Below are 14,359 nucleotides of genomic sequence, written 5' to 3'. Positions count from 1 at the left end.
TCAAGCCTCCGGCTCAGGGAAAACGATCGCAGCCTGTTATTTCAGGCGTTCAACGAGCGCATCGTATTCCGGGCTTTTTAGGAAGTTGTCGATGGAAATATGCTCTGCGTTCGGTGCCACGCTGCGGGCACGATCCGTTAATGTCTTCTGCGTAATGACAACGTCTGCGTCCTGAGGGATATCACTGATTGCCGTATTGGTTACCGCTACGTCAATCCCTTCTGCTTTCATCTTCTTGCGAAGAATGGAAGCCCCCATGGCACTGGAACCCATACCGGCATCACAGGAGAAAACGATTTTCTTCACATCGGTTTTCACGGCAGAAGAAGCAATATCCGCTGCTCTGTCTGCTTCACGGTTATCCGCCGTAATGGCAGCATTCGGCGTAGTTCCTTGACTCTTCATGTCTTTCATCCGATTGGATGCAGACTCCAGATCTTCTTCCTTTTGTTTGCCTGTTTTCAGCAGCAGCGCTGCAACCAGGAAGGAAACAATGGCGGCAACAGCCACCCCTGCGAGCATCGGAAGATACCCGCCTTTTGGTGTTAACAGGGAATATGCAATGATACTACCCGGCGAAGGTGCTGAAACCAGTCCGGCTCCGGTGAGCATAAAGGTTGCTGTACCTGCCACACCACCTGCGATTGCAGCAAGAATCAGAATCGGTCTCATCAGAATGTAAGGGAAATAAATTTCGTGAATTCCCCCGAAGAAATGGATGATAACGGCACCCGGTGCAGAAGATCTTGCAGTACCACGACCGAAGAAGCAGTAGGCCAGCAAGATTCCAAGTCCGGGACCCGGGTTGGATTCAAGCATGTATAATACGGATTGGCCCAATTCTCTTGCTTGGTCTGTTGCAATCGGAGTTAGAATTCCGTGGTTGATTGCATTGTTCAGGAACAATACTTTCCCCGGCTCAATAATCAGATTGACCAGCGGAAGCAAGCCCAGATTCATCAGACCCTGTACGCCAGCAGACAATACTGTGCTAATTGCTTCTACAGCTGGCCCGATCCCCAGCAGTGCAATAATCCCCAAGATCCCGCCAATAATCCCGGCAGAGAAGTTGTTGACCAACATTTCGAATCCTGCTTTGATTTTGCCTTCAACTGCTTTATCAAACTTTTTGATGACCCATGCTGCCAGAGGTCCGGCAATCATGGCACCCAAGAACATCGGAATATCACTACCGACAATAACCCCGATGGTCATGATGGCACCCACGACACCACCACGCTGGCCATGCACCATGGTACCCCCGGTGTAACCAATAAGCAGCGGCAGCAAATATTTGATCATCGGATCCACTAGCTCTGCAAGAGTTGCATTAGGGAACCAACCCTTTTCAATGAACAGCGCAGTAATCAGTCCCCAGGCAATAAATGCCCCCATATTCGGCATAACCATACCGCTCAGGAATCGGCCAAAACGTTGAACGCCTACCCGGAGACCGCCTTTGGAATTGGACGTTTGGTCCAAGTTACTCATTGTATTATCCTCCTCGGATCAAGTGATTATAATTTATGAAAGGGGTATCATTTCTCCCCTGCTGTTATCCTAAGCCAGATTGGTCTCCGGTTCAACGAAAGGAAAGCGTACTTTCGTCATGATCATTGATGACAACATTACGGTTATGTAATCGTTTTTATCGTGATTGGAAGGCTGTAACCGTTGATATTCAAGGTTTTTTTCGTGTGTGACTTACATCATTTACTGTCTTGGTTTTATGGGAATAGGTTGTACAATCGACGCTTATTTCATCCTCTCCAGCACCTTTTTCTGGCGACCAACCCTGCCTTAAAGAACACAAAAAGCCTGCATAAGCACCAAGGCTCACACAGGCTCTGAAAACGTGCAAGAACATTTATTTGTAATGAAATGATAGGCTAATTAGTACAAAACCATTCTACTCCTCTGTATGCTTACGATATGCATCGGCACTCATCAATTTCGACAAGGCTTCTGTCAGATCACCTTCAACACGAATCTCAATCATCCAGCCTTCTTCATAAGGCGAACTGTTAACCAGTTCAGGTGCATCCTGCAACGCATCATTCACGGCAATAATTGAACCACTGACCGGAGAAAACAAATCGGAAACCGTCTTGACGGATTCGATCGTGCCAATGCTGTCTTCCGCTTTTACATCCGATTCAAGGTCAGGCAATTCCACAAACACAATGTCACCCAGCTGATGCTGCGCGAACTCGGTAATGCCGATCCGTACAGTATCCTCCCCTACGGTTTGCACCCACTCGTGCTCTTCACTGTACAGGAAATCACTTTTCAATTCGCTCATCGATATCCGCCTCGCTTTTCATTAATGAGTGCATGCGTTTCTTTGGCCTTACCCTTTTTCCCAGAACTTAGCGTATGATATTTCGGATTCAAATGTCAAGATACCTCACAAAATATTTAGATTTCTACATTAAAGGCCTGTAACTCAAATATCCTCTCTCTACATATAATGGTGGATAATAGAAGAGTAAGCGTAATCTTTTTATATATACGAACAATACCGTTAACAATCTAAGAATTATTCGGTTTTTTATCATTTTCTATGATATCGTTCTTGACATCGATAGTGGATTCACGTTTTAATGAGAGAGTAAATGTTTATTGTTGTGTGCATTACCCGCGGATGAATGTAAAGGGAGAGATTACCCGTGACACCCGAGTCTTGGATGTGCATGCGGTAACGCCGAAGGAGTAAACCACCCGACAAGCGGGAGGTGAATCTCTCAGGCAAAAGGACTTTTACGGGACGCAACTCTGGAGAGCATCTAATCGCCCGGTCAGGGCGTAATGATCACCCAAGGGGAAACCTGCTGCAACTGATTGGCGGGGTAACTCTCAGGTACCAAGGACAGAGCCTTAGAATACAGCGTGCTTCTGGCATGCCGGTTCTTTGGCCTGTCCTTTTCCTTTTTCCCAAAAAAACGAAAAACCAGGATCAGCCGGCGCTGTCTGTAGCAGCCTTAATTATACTTATACGAAAAATTACTGCTTCATTCATGTTACACACTCGGCCCGCAGCGGCCACAACGAGGTGATTTGATGTCCGATTTGCTTAGAACTCCACTCTTTCCACTTTATCAGCAATACGAAGGTGTACGGTGCATCGATTTTGGAGGCTGGGAGCTTCCGGTGCAGTTCAGCGGAATTCAAAAGGAACATGAAGCCGTACGGGAACGGGCCGGTCTGTTTGATGTATCTCACATGGGCGAATTTACCGTGCGGGGTGAACAGGCAGAAGCATTTTTGCAGAAAATGACGACCAATGACGTGACCACACTGGTTCCCGGTCAGGCGCAGTATACATTGATGTGTTATCCGGATGGTGGCGTGGTCGACGATCTGCTTGTGTATAAGCTGGAAGATCAGCATTATATGCTGGTAGTTAACGCCTCCAATATCGACAAGGATTGGGCATGGCTGCAAGAGCATATGGTCCCTGGGGTGAGCATGAAGAATGATTCCGAGGAGACAGCTCTTCTGGCTCTGCAAGGCCCGCTTGCTGTGGACATTATTGGAAAAGTTACAGGTACCGATGTTTTCACGATTGAGCCTTTCCGCTTTGTACAGAATGCTGAGGTGTGCGGTGTAAAATTGTTGCTGTCCCGCACTGGTTATACCGGTGAAGACGGCTTTGAACTTTACGTACCAGCAGAACAGGCTTCTGCAGTCTGGAACGGATTAATGCAGGCTGGCGAAGTACACGGACTGGTTCCTGCTGGACTCGGTGCACGGGATACACTGCGCTTTGAAGCGAAGCTGCCCCTGTATGGACAGGAATTGTCACCAACCATCTCTCCGCTGGAGGCAGGGGTTGGCATGTTTGTGAAGCTGAATGCCGGACCTTTTATCGGACACGAAGCCTTGTTGCTGCAAAAAAATGAGGGGCCTGCCCGCAAACTGGTCGGCATCGAAGTGCTGGAGCGCGGTATTCCCCGCCCTCACTATCCAATCTACGCCGAAGGCGTGCAGATCGGTGAAGTGACGACAGGCACACAGTCCCCTACGCTGAAACGCAATCTGGGACTCGCACTGATCGACAGCAAGTATGCTGCGTTGGGTACCCCGCTGGAGATTGAGATCCGCGGCAAGAAACTGAAAGCCGAGGTCGTGAAGACCCCTTTTCATAAACGGACACGCACGCAAAAGACACCTACCCAAGGAGCTGATCAAGCATGAGCAAGCACCGTTACATTCCCATGACTGAGCAGGATCAGAGCGCCATGCTCGCGACCATCGGTGTGGACACGATTGAGGATCTGTTTCATGACATTCCACAGGAGATTCGTTATCAGGGCGAGCTGCCCGTTTCCTCCAAACTGGATGAATACGCGCTGACGCGCCATATGTCCAAGCAAGCCGGTGCCAATGCCAATTTTGAGACACACGCCAGTTTTCTGGGTGCAGGCATTTATGATCACCACATTCCTTCCGTGATTAACCACGTCATTTCCCGTTCCGAGTTCTATACAGCCTATACGCCGTACCAGCCCGAAATTAGTCAGGGTGAGCTCCAAGCCATCTTCGAATTTCAATCGTATATCTGTGAACTGACCGGCATGGCCGTAGCCAATGCCAGCATGTATGATGGCGCAACCGCATTTGCGGAAGCAGGAAACCTGGCTGCTGCGGCAACCCGCCGTAAACAGCTGATCGTATCCCGTACGGTTCATCCGGAAGCTCGTCAAGTATTGAAGGCTTACGCTCACGGTTTGAATTTGGAGATTGTCGAGATTGGTTATCAGAATGGGGTCACTGACTGGGATGCCCTGCAAACTGCCATATCCGACGATACTGCAGCCGTCATGATCCAGAGTCCGAACTTCTTCGGAGCCGTGGAAAATGTAAAACAGGCTGCAGACCTCGCACATGCGCACAAGGGACTGCTCGTAGTCAGCGCAAACCCGCTGGCGCTTGGTCTGCTTGAAGCCCCAGGCAAGTTGGGTGCCGACATCGTAGTTGGCGACGCGCAGCCCCTTGGCATCGCCGCTTCCCTCGGCGGCCCAACGTGCGGATATTTCGCCGTATCCCAGGCTCATATGCGCCGGATTCCTGGCCGAATCGTAGGCCAGACAACCGATCGTAACGGCAAACGCGGTTTTGTATTGACGCTGCAAGCGCGGGAACAGCACATCCGCCGCGAAAAGGCGACATCCAACATTTGCTCTAATCAGGCTTTGCTTGCACTGAGCGCATCTGTATATATGTCCACCATGGGGAGACAGGGAATGATCGATGTAGCTGACTTGAATCTGCAAAAAAGTCACTATGCCCTGAATACGTTAACCGCTATTCCCGGGGTCAGCCTGACGTTTACTGCACCAACATTCAATGAGTTTGTCATCCAACTGCCTGAAGGAACAGACGCCAGTGCACTTCAGCTGAAGCTGCTGGATGCCGGATTTATCGGTGGTTATGAACTTGGACGTGATTATCCTGAACTTGCCGGACATATGCTGGTAGCCGTTACAGAACGACGCAGCAAGGAAGAGATTGACGAATTCGCACGTGTATTGGAGGGATCGCTGTGACTCAGGAAATGACAACAACTCAAGGACAGCCGGAACCGGCAGCTCCTTTCCAAACCGAAACCAACTCGAATCAAACTGCGCAGACTGCATCGCCCGCTCCGGAGCAATCTCTGATCTTTGAACTTAGCAGCCCGGGTCGAGTCGCTTACTCTCTGCCTGAATGTGATGTTCCGCGTCAAGATCCGGAATCGTTGATTCCCCGGGAAATGCTGCGTTCGGAAGCAGCTGCACTGCCCGAGGTATTTGAAGTCGATGTCATCCGTCACTATACTGCCCTCTCCCGCCGTAACTTCGGGGTAGATAACGGATTCTACCCTCTCGGCTCCTGCACGATGAAGTACAATCCAAAAATCAATGAGGATGTCGCCCGTTACAGCGGATTTGCCAAAATCCATCCTTATCAACCTGAATCCAGCATTCAGGGTGCGCTTGAACTGCTGTACACGTTGCAAAACGACCTTGCAGGTCTGACAGGTATGGATGCTGTAACCCTGCAACCAGCCGCTGGTGCACATGGTGAATGGACCGGACTCATGATGATTCGTGCCTATCACGAAGGTCGGGGTGAACAGCGCACCAAAGTCATCGTGCCGGATTCATCCCATGGTACCAACCCGGCAAGTGCAACCGTAGCAGGTTTCGAAACGGTTACGATTCCTTCCCGTGCAGACGGTCTGGTAGATCTGGACGCACTTCGCGCAGCAGTTGGTTCGGATACCGCAGCGCTCATGCTGACCAACCCGAACACACTTGGATTGTTTGAAAAGGACATCCAGGAGATTGCCTCAATCGTGCATCAAGCTGGAGGTTTGCTGTACTACGATGGAGCCAACTCCAATGCCATTATGGGCATCACCCGGCCTGGCGATATGGGCTTCGACGTGGTGCATCTGAACTTGCATAAAACGATGAGTACCCCTCATGGCGGAGGCGGTCCTGGTGCGGGACCAGTTGGCGTTAAAAGCCGACTGATTCCGTTCCTGCCAAAACCGATGGTCATCAAGAATGATCAGGGACAATACGCACTGGATCGTGAAGGCGATCAATCGATCGGCCGGGTCAAAGCGTATTACGGCAACTTCGGTATTTTGGTACGCGCCTATGCTTACATTCGTACTTATGGACCGGAAGGTTTGCGCCGGGTTTCTGAATGTGCCGTACTGAATGCAAACTATATGATGGCACGTCTTGCTCCTTACTACGAGATTCCGTATCCAGGCGTGTGTAAACATGAATTTGTCATGTCTGGTCGGGGACTGAAGCAATATGGTGTACGGACACTGGATGTGGCCAAACGACTGCTTGATTTTGGGTATCATCCGCCAACCGTATACTTCCCGCTCAACGTTGAGGAATGTATCATGATTGAGCCAACGGAAACGGAGAGCAAGGAGACGCTTGATGGCTTTATTGATACGATGATACGGATTGCCAAGGAAGCAGAAGAGACACCTGAACTGGTACTGAATGCTCCTTATGGCACACCGGTTACCCGCTTGGATGAGACAACTGCGGCTCGTAAACCTGTTCTGAACTGTGCTTGCAGCTAAACACTATAGGAATTTAAGAAACAAGCTCTTGCTGACGTATACACATCAGCAAGAGCTTGTTTCACTTTACTTTCATTTTTCGTATCCCTCATTCCTGATGAAATCCACTCTCTCATCGTTTATTACCTTTCAACAATTATGGCACACAAAAAAAGCCGGCATCCGCGATTATCGCAGATACCGGCAATATCGCTGCATTTCTGCAGCCCATTAATCGGAAAAAGAAAAGACCTTCACACCCGGAGGAACCCCCGGCAAAATTACGCTTTGATGCTTTGAACCAATTCAACCACTTGTTCAGCCGTTTGCATATCGAGAGCTTTGGCAGCCAGTTCCTGCATGTCCGCACGGGACAGCTTGGTGATCTGACTACGAGCTGGCAGAATGGATGTTGCGCTCATGCTGAACTCATCCAGTCCGAGACCGAGCAGCAATGGAATTGCTGTTTCGTCTCCCGCCATCTCTCCGCACATGCCAACCCATTTTCCTTCACGATGAGCTGCATCGATGACCATTTTAACCAAACGCAAAATGGAAGGATTATAAGGTTGGTACAGATAAGAGACACGCTCGTTCATGCGGTCAGCAGCCATGGTGTATTGAATCAGATCGTTTGTTCCGATACTGAAGAAATCAACCTCTTTGGCAAATTGATCCGCCAAAACCGCAGTCGAAGGAATCTCGACCATGATGCCCAGTTGAATGCTGTCGGAAACAGCAATACCTTCGGCTACCAGCTTCTCCTTCTCTTCGAGCAGGACAGCTTTTGCTTCACGGAATTCACCCAGTGTTGCGATCATCGGGAACATGACACGCAGGTTACCATGTACACTTGCACGCAGCAATGCACGCAATTGAGTACGGAAAATATCCAGACGGTCCAGACACAGACGAACTGCGCGGAAACCGAGGAATGGATTCATTTCTTTTGGCAGATCCAGATATGGAAGCTCTTTGTCTCCACCGATATCAAGTGTACGAACGACAACCGGTTTGCCTTCCATTTTCTCCAATACCGCTTTGTAAGCATTGTACTGAATATCCTCGGAAGGAAGCTTGTCTCTGCCCATGTACAAGAACTCGGTACGGTACAGGCCTACAGCCTCTCCACCGTTCTCCAGAACACCTGTAACGTCATTCGGCGTACCAATGTTGGCTGCCAATTCCACATGAACGTTATCCACCGTTACGGTTGGTTCGTCACGCAGTTTTCTCCACTCGGCACGTTGTGCATCATACTGCTCCTGTTTGGAACGATATTCTGCAACAACCTCATCCGTCGGATTAACCAAAACTTGACCATCCAGGCCGTCAACGATAATCAAATCGCCTTGTTTCGCTTGAGCCAGGATGTCTTTGGTTCCAACAACAGCCGGGATTTCAAGGGAACGAGCCATGATGGCGGAGTGAGAAGTACGACCACCGATGTTCGTTGCAAAGCCTTTAACATATTGACGGTTCAATTGAGCTGTATCGGAAGGCGTCAGATCCTCCGCAAGCACAATCACTTCTTCAGCGATCTCAGCCGGACTCATGAAGTCGATACCAAGCAAGTGATTCAGCACACGTTTGGTTACGTCACGCATGTCCGCTGCACGTTCCTGCAGGTAAGCACTCTTCATGTTCTCGAACATGGAGATAAATTGCGATGCTGTTTCGTCGAGTGCAAATTCTGCATTCACTTTTTCGTCAGCAATTTTCGCTTTAACCGGATCAATCAGTTCCGGGTCATTCAGAATGAGCAAATGGGAAGCAAAGATTTCAGCTTTTTTCTCGCCAAGCTCTTGTAAAGTACGCTCTTTGATCGCCTCAAGCTCAGACTGGGACTTGCCCAGTGCTGAGTCGAGTTTAGCGATCTCTGCGTCAACGTCGGTGATTTGGCGTTTTTCTACAGAGTAATCGGGATGCTCCAAGATAAACGCCTTGGCGATAGCAATACCCGCCGAAGCCGCGATCCCGGAAACATTAAGCATTAATTTCGCCCAGCCCTTCGTTAACCATAACGTCAGTCAGCGCTTGAAGCGCTTCAGCTTCGCCTTCGCCTTCAACGATGATGCTGATGGTGTCACCTTGTTCCAGACCGAGGGAAAGAACACCCAGGATAGATTTCAATGTTACTTTTTTACCGTTAGCTTCTGCAAAGGATTCTGCACCTTTGAATTTGTTAGCTGTATTAACCAGGGCTGTCGCCGGACGTGCGTGGATACCATCTTCGTCTGTAATTCTGAATGTTTGTTGCATTACAATCATCTCACTTTCAAATAGTTTAATTTAGGCATTGCGTATATTTACACTTGCTTGCCATTGTCGGAACACTTCTTATTTTATCTCAATGATTGGCTGATCGCCAATTTTCAGTACTCCACTCTTCTTCAGGGTCACTGTGGAACCTTCTGGCAGGTTGGTGAAGATGACTGGTGAGATAATGGATGGAGCGTTAGCTTTTACATACTCCAGATCCACTTCCATAATCGGTTGACCTGCTGATACCAGGTCGCCTTCCTGCACGAGCACGTTGAAACCTTGACCTTTCAGCTTCACCGTGTTGACACCTATATGAACCAGTACTTCCTTGCCTCCGTCGGACATGATGCCGACAGCATGTTTGCTAGGGAATACGTTAAACACTTTACCATACACAGGCGATGTAATCTTGCCATCATGTGGCAGAACAGCGAAACCGTCACCTGTCATTTTTTCGGCAAAGACCGGATCAGGTACGTTAGTGATATCCATCAATTCACCATTTACCGGCATGACGATATCTTCGGCAATAATGCGCTCACCTTCTGCTCCCTGTGCCTTCTCCTCTTCAGGAGTTGGTGTGACATCCGCAGCTGGTGTCGGTGCCGGGGTGCGTCCTGCAATGATATCCTGCATTTGGGATTTGATCGTATCTGAACGTGTACCGAAAATGGCCTGTACATTATTACCCACTTCAAGCACGCCAGATGCACCTAATTGTTTCAAACGATCTTTATTTACATTGGATTTCTCATTCACTTCAATCCGCAAACGAGTAATACATGCATCCAGATGTTTGATATTCTGCTGACCACCAAAGGCTGCAAGAATGTTGTGTGGCAGATCATCGGTTGAACCTGAGCCTCCACCGGAAGCTGTTTCAGGAGTTGCCTCTTCACGGCCCGGTGTTTTGAGGTTGAATTTGCGAATGATCATTCGGAATCCGAAGTAGTAGATCACGGCAAGAATCAAGCCAACAATAATAACATCCCACCAAGGTGTACGGTTCGGGATAATACCGAAAATCAGGAAGTCAATGAATCCACCGGAGAACGTCATCCCGATTTTGACGCCGAGAATTTGCATGGTCATGAAAGACAAACCTGCAAAGATACAGTGTACTGCAAACAGTACTGGCGCCACAAACAGGAACGAGAATTCAAGCGGTTCTGTAATCCCTGTAAGGAACGAGGTCAGCGCAGCTGAACCCATGATCCCTGCAACATACTTTTTGTGCTCCGGTCTTGCTTCATGGTACATCGCAAGTGCCGCAGCTGGCAAACCGAACATCATGAACGGGAATTTACCGACTTGGAATGTTCCCGCTGTGAGAGCAACGCCATCACGCAGCTGGCTGAAGAAGATCTTCTGGTCCCCGCGAATAACATCTCCGGCCTTATTCACATACTCACCAAACTCAAACCAGAATGGGGAGTAGAAAATGTGATGCAAACCGAACGGAATCAATGACCGTTCCACAACTCCGAAAATGAACGCCGATAACGTCGGACTTGTATCTACCATGAAGTGAGATATAGCATTCAGCCCATTTTGAATCGGAGGCCAGATGATCACCAGAAGTAACCCGATTAAGAGGGAAACGACTGAAGTGATAATCGGGACAAAGCGTTTACCGGCAAAGAAACCGAGGTAAGACGGCAGTTCGATTTTGAAAAATCGATTGTAACATAGCGCGGCGGCAATACCTATGATAATACCTCCGAACACGCCTGTACTCAATGTAGGGATACCCAGTATGCTGGCATAACCAGGCACATTGCCGATCATGGCAGGAGTAACACCTACCGCAGATCCCAATGTAACATTCATAACCAGGTAACCGATGATGGCCGCAAGACCTGCTACACCTTCGCCTCCGGCCAGGCCTACTGCAACACCGACGGCAAACAGCAATGCCAGATTATCAAATACGATCTGACCTGCGTTCATCATGATCGTGGCAATTGAATTTACCCAAGGGGTATCCAGTGCCGTTACATATTGCAGAAAGTCTGGGTTAACAAGCATGTTGCCTATTCCGAGCAACAAGCCCGCCGCTGGCAAAATCGCCACAGGCAGCATAAGAGCTTTACCTACTCTTTGCAAGACGCCAAAAAGCTTTTTAAACATCGCGTCGTATTCACCCTTTCGTCTAAGTCTATATGTCGTGATGCAAGCAAGGGAAAACAAAAAAGGCATGAGCTAATAAAGTGAATCGTACCAACCTTCGGGTATAGCATACCCTGTATAAGGTAAGAACAATCACACTCTAGAAACTCATGCCTGATCGAGTCAGTAACACGTCGCTTATGTTTATTCAGTTGCTTGATTACGGACACCATTGTAGCATCACTTCAAAAACAGTGCAAGCCTTTACACAAAAATTCTCAGGAGCGAATTCCATGGATGGTAATAATTCACTTCTTCTCTTCTTCTTTCCTCTGATTCAGCCGTTGGAGATGGATGGTCAGATAACCAACCTCTGCCGGATAAACCGGTAGATTTAATCTTCGTTCCATTACTTTGGTCAGTTTCCATGCAAGCGAGTACATTTCAGGGTACTCCAACTTCAACAGGGAATCCAGCTTGTGCAGTTCTTCCACCTTGTCTCCCCGCCGAACACGTTCCAATGCAAATCGCAAATGAGTCAGCAACCGGGAATAGTCCAGGGACTCCGTCTCAAATGAATAATCCAAATGATCCGAAACGATGCCCACCAGATCGGTAATGAGTTGCGAATGCTCACGTACTTGAGATATATTCTGGTTCGTCATGGCACTATAGATATGAAGCGCAATAAATCCAATCTCATCCATACCCAGATCGACACCCAGTTTCTCCTTGATGAGACGAACAGCGTAATCTCCCATGCGATATTCTTCTGGGTATATCTCACGTGTTTCATATAGAAACGGATTCTGTATGACAATGCCCTGTTCTTTGCGCTTTAGTGCAAAAGAAATATGATCAGTCAATGCGATGTGAATATGCTCGTTGAGCCGAACATCCGTACGCTCTGCGATATACGTAATGACTTCGTTAATAATCTCGATCAAAGCTTCATCCACCTGTGGAAGAAGCTGTTTGTACTGCTCTTGCTCCTGCTGATTCTTCAAAATGAACATCTTCTCCACAGCCATCAAGGGAATGATGTCATTCGTTTTCCGGTTGAAGCCAATGCCTTTACCGATGACGACGACTTCTCCATGTTCAGGATGCTGTGCAATAATTACATTATTATTTAGCGCTTTGTTTACATGCAGGCTGCTCAATGTTTGCACCTCTTTTTTCACACCATCTTGAATGCGATTCAGTCACATCCTCGTTAACAACGAAAAGACGTCTGGCGCGGGCATACCGCGCCGAACGTCTCGCTTAAAAAGTAACAAAAAATCGCGTTAAGGTCAATAGAGCTTCATGTATCATTCATGTAGTCTTAATCCTCAGCTCCAGCTCTCTCCACAATCTTATCAATTACAGATGGAGTGGTTGCAGGTTCACTCTGCTGGACAGCAACCGGTGCAGGTGTTTTGGACTTGGTCAGCCCTTTAATCAATTGCTCTACATCAATACCGGATACACTCTTAAGCATCTCCGGAGCCGTAGACATCAACTCGGTGACATAGTTGCTTACACGCGCTGCCCCTTCACCCTTACCTGTATCTACCACAGTCAGTTTATCAATGGATGAGATCGGCTCTGCAATTTTACCTGCAAGCTCAGGCAGCATTTTGACGATGATATCGAGTACAGCCGCTTCGCCAAACTTCTGGAACGCCTCGGCAAGCTTTTCCTTCGCTTCGGCTTCTGCCAAACCACGCAGACGAATGACTTCTGCATCGGCTGTACCTTTGGCTCGTTCTGCATCCGCAACCGCCTGACCTTCAAGCCGTTTTTGTTCTGCTGTTGCTCTGGCTTGCGTTTCAATCGAGTATTGAACCGCCTCTGCTTCACGCATTCTTTTTGTTCTATCGGCTTCTGCAGCCTGCTCAACAGCATAACGGTCAGCTTCCGCTTTTTTCTTCACTTCGGCGTCATACTGCTTCTCGCGTACGGTAATTTCTTTTTCCTTCAGGTCGATCTCACGTTCTTTACGCACGAGTTCAACCTTCATCTGTTCTTCCACTACAGTCTGTTTCGCACGTGCTTCTTGGATATGATAAGCCTGGTCCGCTTCGGCTTTAGCTGTATCCTGGTCCCGCTTAAACGCGGCGACCTTCAATTCCTTCTCTTTAGCAGCTTCCGCGATATTGGTATCACGCAGCAACTCGGCCTTCTGCCCTTGCTCTTCCGCATTGGCTTTCTGAATCCGTGCATCCCTCATCGCTTCAGCTTCAGCAATTTCGGCATCCCGCTTCACCGCTGCAATTCTCGGCTTACCGAGCGCATCCAGATACCCTTGTTTGTCACGAACATCCTTAATGGTAAAAGAGACAATCTGCAGACCCATCTTTTTCAGGTCTCTTGCAGCCACACCCTGAACCTCTTGTGCGAATCGATCCCGGTTTCGGTACACTTCTTCCACAGTCATGGTTCCGAGAATGGCCCGCAAATGCCCTTCCAGAACCTCCTGTGCTTCGCCCCTTAATGCTTCAACGGGTTTGCCGATGAATTGTTCAGCTGCTGTAGCTACATCCTCCACAGCACTGCCAACTTTGATAATGGCAACCCCATCTGCTATAACAGGCACACCCTGCTCTGTGTACACTTCAGGCGTGGATACGTCCAGCTTGTGGGATAACAGTGAAATAAATTCGGACTGTTGGAACACAGGCCAGATGAAAGCACCGCCGCCTCGTACGATTTTGATTTTGCGACCGGATTCATCTTCCGAAATATTCTTGTTGCCCAGGAAGGAACCTGTGACGATCATCGCCTCATCAGGACCTACCGTTTTGTATCTCGCCCAGAAGGCTAATCCAAGAATCAGAATTACACCTACCACAACTGCAGGAACCAATAACATATCCATATCCCAATTCATTCACATCTCTCCCCTTAATTCTTGATGAGTAG

General features: G+C 48.5%; 10 protein-coding genes and 2 riboswitches. Of the genes, 3 read left to right on the top strand and 7 right to left on the bottom strand.

Going from position 1 to position 14,359, the window contains the following annotated elements; translation table 11 throughout:
- Nucleotides 1-36 precede the first annotated feature (36 nt).
- On the bottom strand, nt 37-1,491 hold the full coding sequence (locus AAIH57_RS15620) for a PTS mannitol transporter subunit IICB (RefSeq protein ID WP_413035986.1): 1,455 nt from the start codon (nt 1,489-1,491) through the stop codon (nt 37-39).
- Between the two features lie 418 nt (nt 1,492-1,909).
- Nucleotides 1,910-2,302, bottom strand: a complete 393-nt coding sequence (gene gcvH, locus AAIH57_RS15615) for a glycine cleavage system protein GcvH (RefSeq protein WP_430022251.1) — start codon at nt 2,300-2,302, stop codon at nt 1,910-1,912.
- Nucleotides 2,303-2,644: 342 nt separating this feature from the next.
- Nucleotides 2,645-2,770: riboswitch (glycine riboswitch) on the top strand.
- A 3-nt stretch (nt 2,771-2,773) separates the two neighbouring features.
- Nucleotides 2,774-2,875, top strand: a riboswitch (glycine riboswitch).
- A 185-nt stretch (nt 2,876-3,060) separates the two neighbouring features.
- Here gcvH and gcvT point away from each other — a divergent pair.
- From gcvT to gcvPB, 3 genes are read left to right on the top strand one after another with little or no spacing between them, the layout of a single operon-like run.
- Nucleotides 3,061-4,197 carry a glycine cleavage system aminomethyltransferase GcvT gene (gcvT, locus tag AAIH57_RS15610; protein WP_430022249.1) on the top strand — a complete coding sequence of 379 codons (1,137 nt, stop codon included), beginning with the start codon at nt 3,061-3,063 and terminating at the stop codon, nt 4,195-4,197.
- Entirely contained in the window at nt 4,194-5,549 is a 1,356-nt protein-coding gene (gene gcvPA / locus AAIH57_RS15605; RefSeq protein WP_430022247.1) for an aminomethyl-transferring glycine dehydrogenase subunit GcvPA, read from the top strand. Before gcvT ends, gcvPA begins: the two co-directional genes overlap by 4 nt.
- Nucleotides 5,546-7,099, top strand: a complete 1,554-nt coding sequence (gcvPB, locus tag AAIH57_RS15600) for an aminomethyl-transferring glycine dehydrogenase subunit GcvPB (RefSeq protein ID WP_430022245.1) — start codon at nt 5,546-5,548, stop codon at nt 7,097-7,099. Before gcvPA ends, gcvPB begins: the two co-directional genes overlap by 4 nt.
- 260 nt (nt 7,100-7,359) lie before the next feature.
- Here gcvPB and ptsP read toward each other — a convergent pair whose 3' ends face one another.
- The 5 genes from ptsP to AAIH57_RS15575 all read right to left on the bottom strand — a co-directional run bounded on the left by ptsP (nt 7,360) and on the right by AAIH57_RS15575 (nt 14,327).
- Complete coding sequence (ptsP, locus tag AAIH57_RS15595; protein WP_175397212.1) at nt 7,360-9,072, bottom strand: phosphoenolpyruvate--protein phosphotransferase; 1,713 nt, start codon at nt 9,070-9,072, stop codon at nt 7,360-7,362.
- Entirely contained in the window at nt 9,065-9,340 is a 276-nt protein-coding gene (locus tag AAIH57_RS15590) for an HPr family phosphocarrier protein (RefSeq protein ID WP_036617010.1), read from the bottom strand. The genes ptsP and AAIH57_RS15590 overlap by 8 nt, the downstream gene beginning before the upstream one ends.
- Before the next feature lie 78 nt (nt 9,341-9,418).
- Nucleotides 9,419-11,473, bottom strand: a complete 2,055-nt coding sequence (gene ptsG, locus AAIH57_RS15585; protein ID WP_175397211.1) for a glucose-specific PTS transporter subunit IIBC — start codon at nt 11,471-11,473, stop codon at nt 9,419-9,421.
- 287 nt (nt 11,474-11,760) lie between these two features.
- Nucleotides 11,761-12,615: a glucose PTS transporter transcription antiterminator GlcT gene (gene glcT / locus AAIH57_RS15580; protein WP_430022242.1), complete on the bottom strand. Its 855-nt coding sequence runs from the start codon at nt 12,613-12,615 to the stop codon at nt 11,761-11,763.
- Nucleotides 12,616-12,779: 164 nt separating this feature from the next.
- The gene (locus AAIH57_RS15575) at nt 12,780-14,327 is read right to left on the bottom strand and encodes an SPFH domain-containing protein (protein ID WP_430022240.1); all 1,548 of its coding nucleotides are present in this window, start codon (nt 14,325-14,327) and stop codon (nt 12,780-12,782) included.
- Nucleotides 14,328-14,359 lie beyond the last annotated feature (32 nt).

The organism is Paenibacillus sp. MABNR03 (assembly GCF_050455445.1).
GTDB lineage: Bacteria > Bacillota > Bacilli > Paenibacillales > Paenibacillaceae > Paenibacillus > Paenibacillus xylanilyticus.
The sequence above is the reverse complement of the archived record's forward strand: the minus strand, read 5'-3'. Positions and strand labels throughout refer to the sequence as shown.

Excerpts from the sequence above, each read along its gene's own strand:
- AAIH57_RS15620 (WP_413035986.1), bottom strand. The coding sequence starts at position 1,491 with ATGAGTAACTTGGACCAAACGTCCAATTCCAAAGGCGGTCTCCGGGTA.
- gcvH (WP_430022251.1), bottom strand. The coding sequence starts at position 2,302 with ATGAGCGAATTGAAAAGTGATTTCCTGTACAGTGAAGAGCACGAGTGG.
- gcvT (WP_430022249.1), top strand. The coding sequence starts at position 3,061 with ATGTCCGATTTGCTTAGAACTCCACTCTTTCCACTTTATCAGCAATAC.
- gcvPA (WP_430022247.1), top strand. The coding sequence starts at position 4,194 with ATGAGCAAGCACCGTTACATTCCCATGACTGAGCAGGATCAGAGCGCC.
- ptsP (WP_175397212.1), bottom strand. The coding sequence starts at position 9,072 with ATGCTTAATGTTTCCGGGATCGCGGCTTCGGCGGGTATTGCTATCGCC.
- AAIH57_RS15590 (WP_036617010.1), bottom strand. The coding sequence starts at position 9,340 with ATGCAACAAACATTCAGAATTACAGACGAAGATGGTATCCACGCACGT.
- ptsG (WP_175397211.1), bottom strand. The coding sequence starts at position 11,473 with ATGTTTAAAAAGCTTTTTGGCGTCTTGCAAAGAGTAGGTAAAGCTCTT.
- AAIH57_RS15575 (WP_430022240.1), bottom strand. The coding sequence starts at position 14,327 with ATGAATTGGGATATGGATATGTTATTGGTTCCTGCAGTTGTGGTAGGT.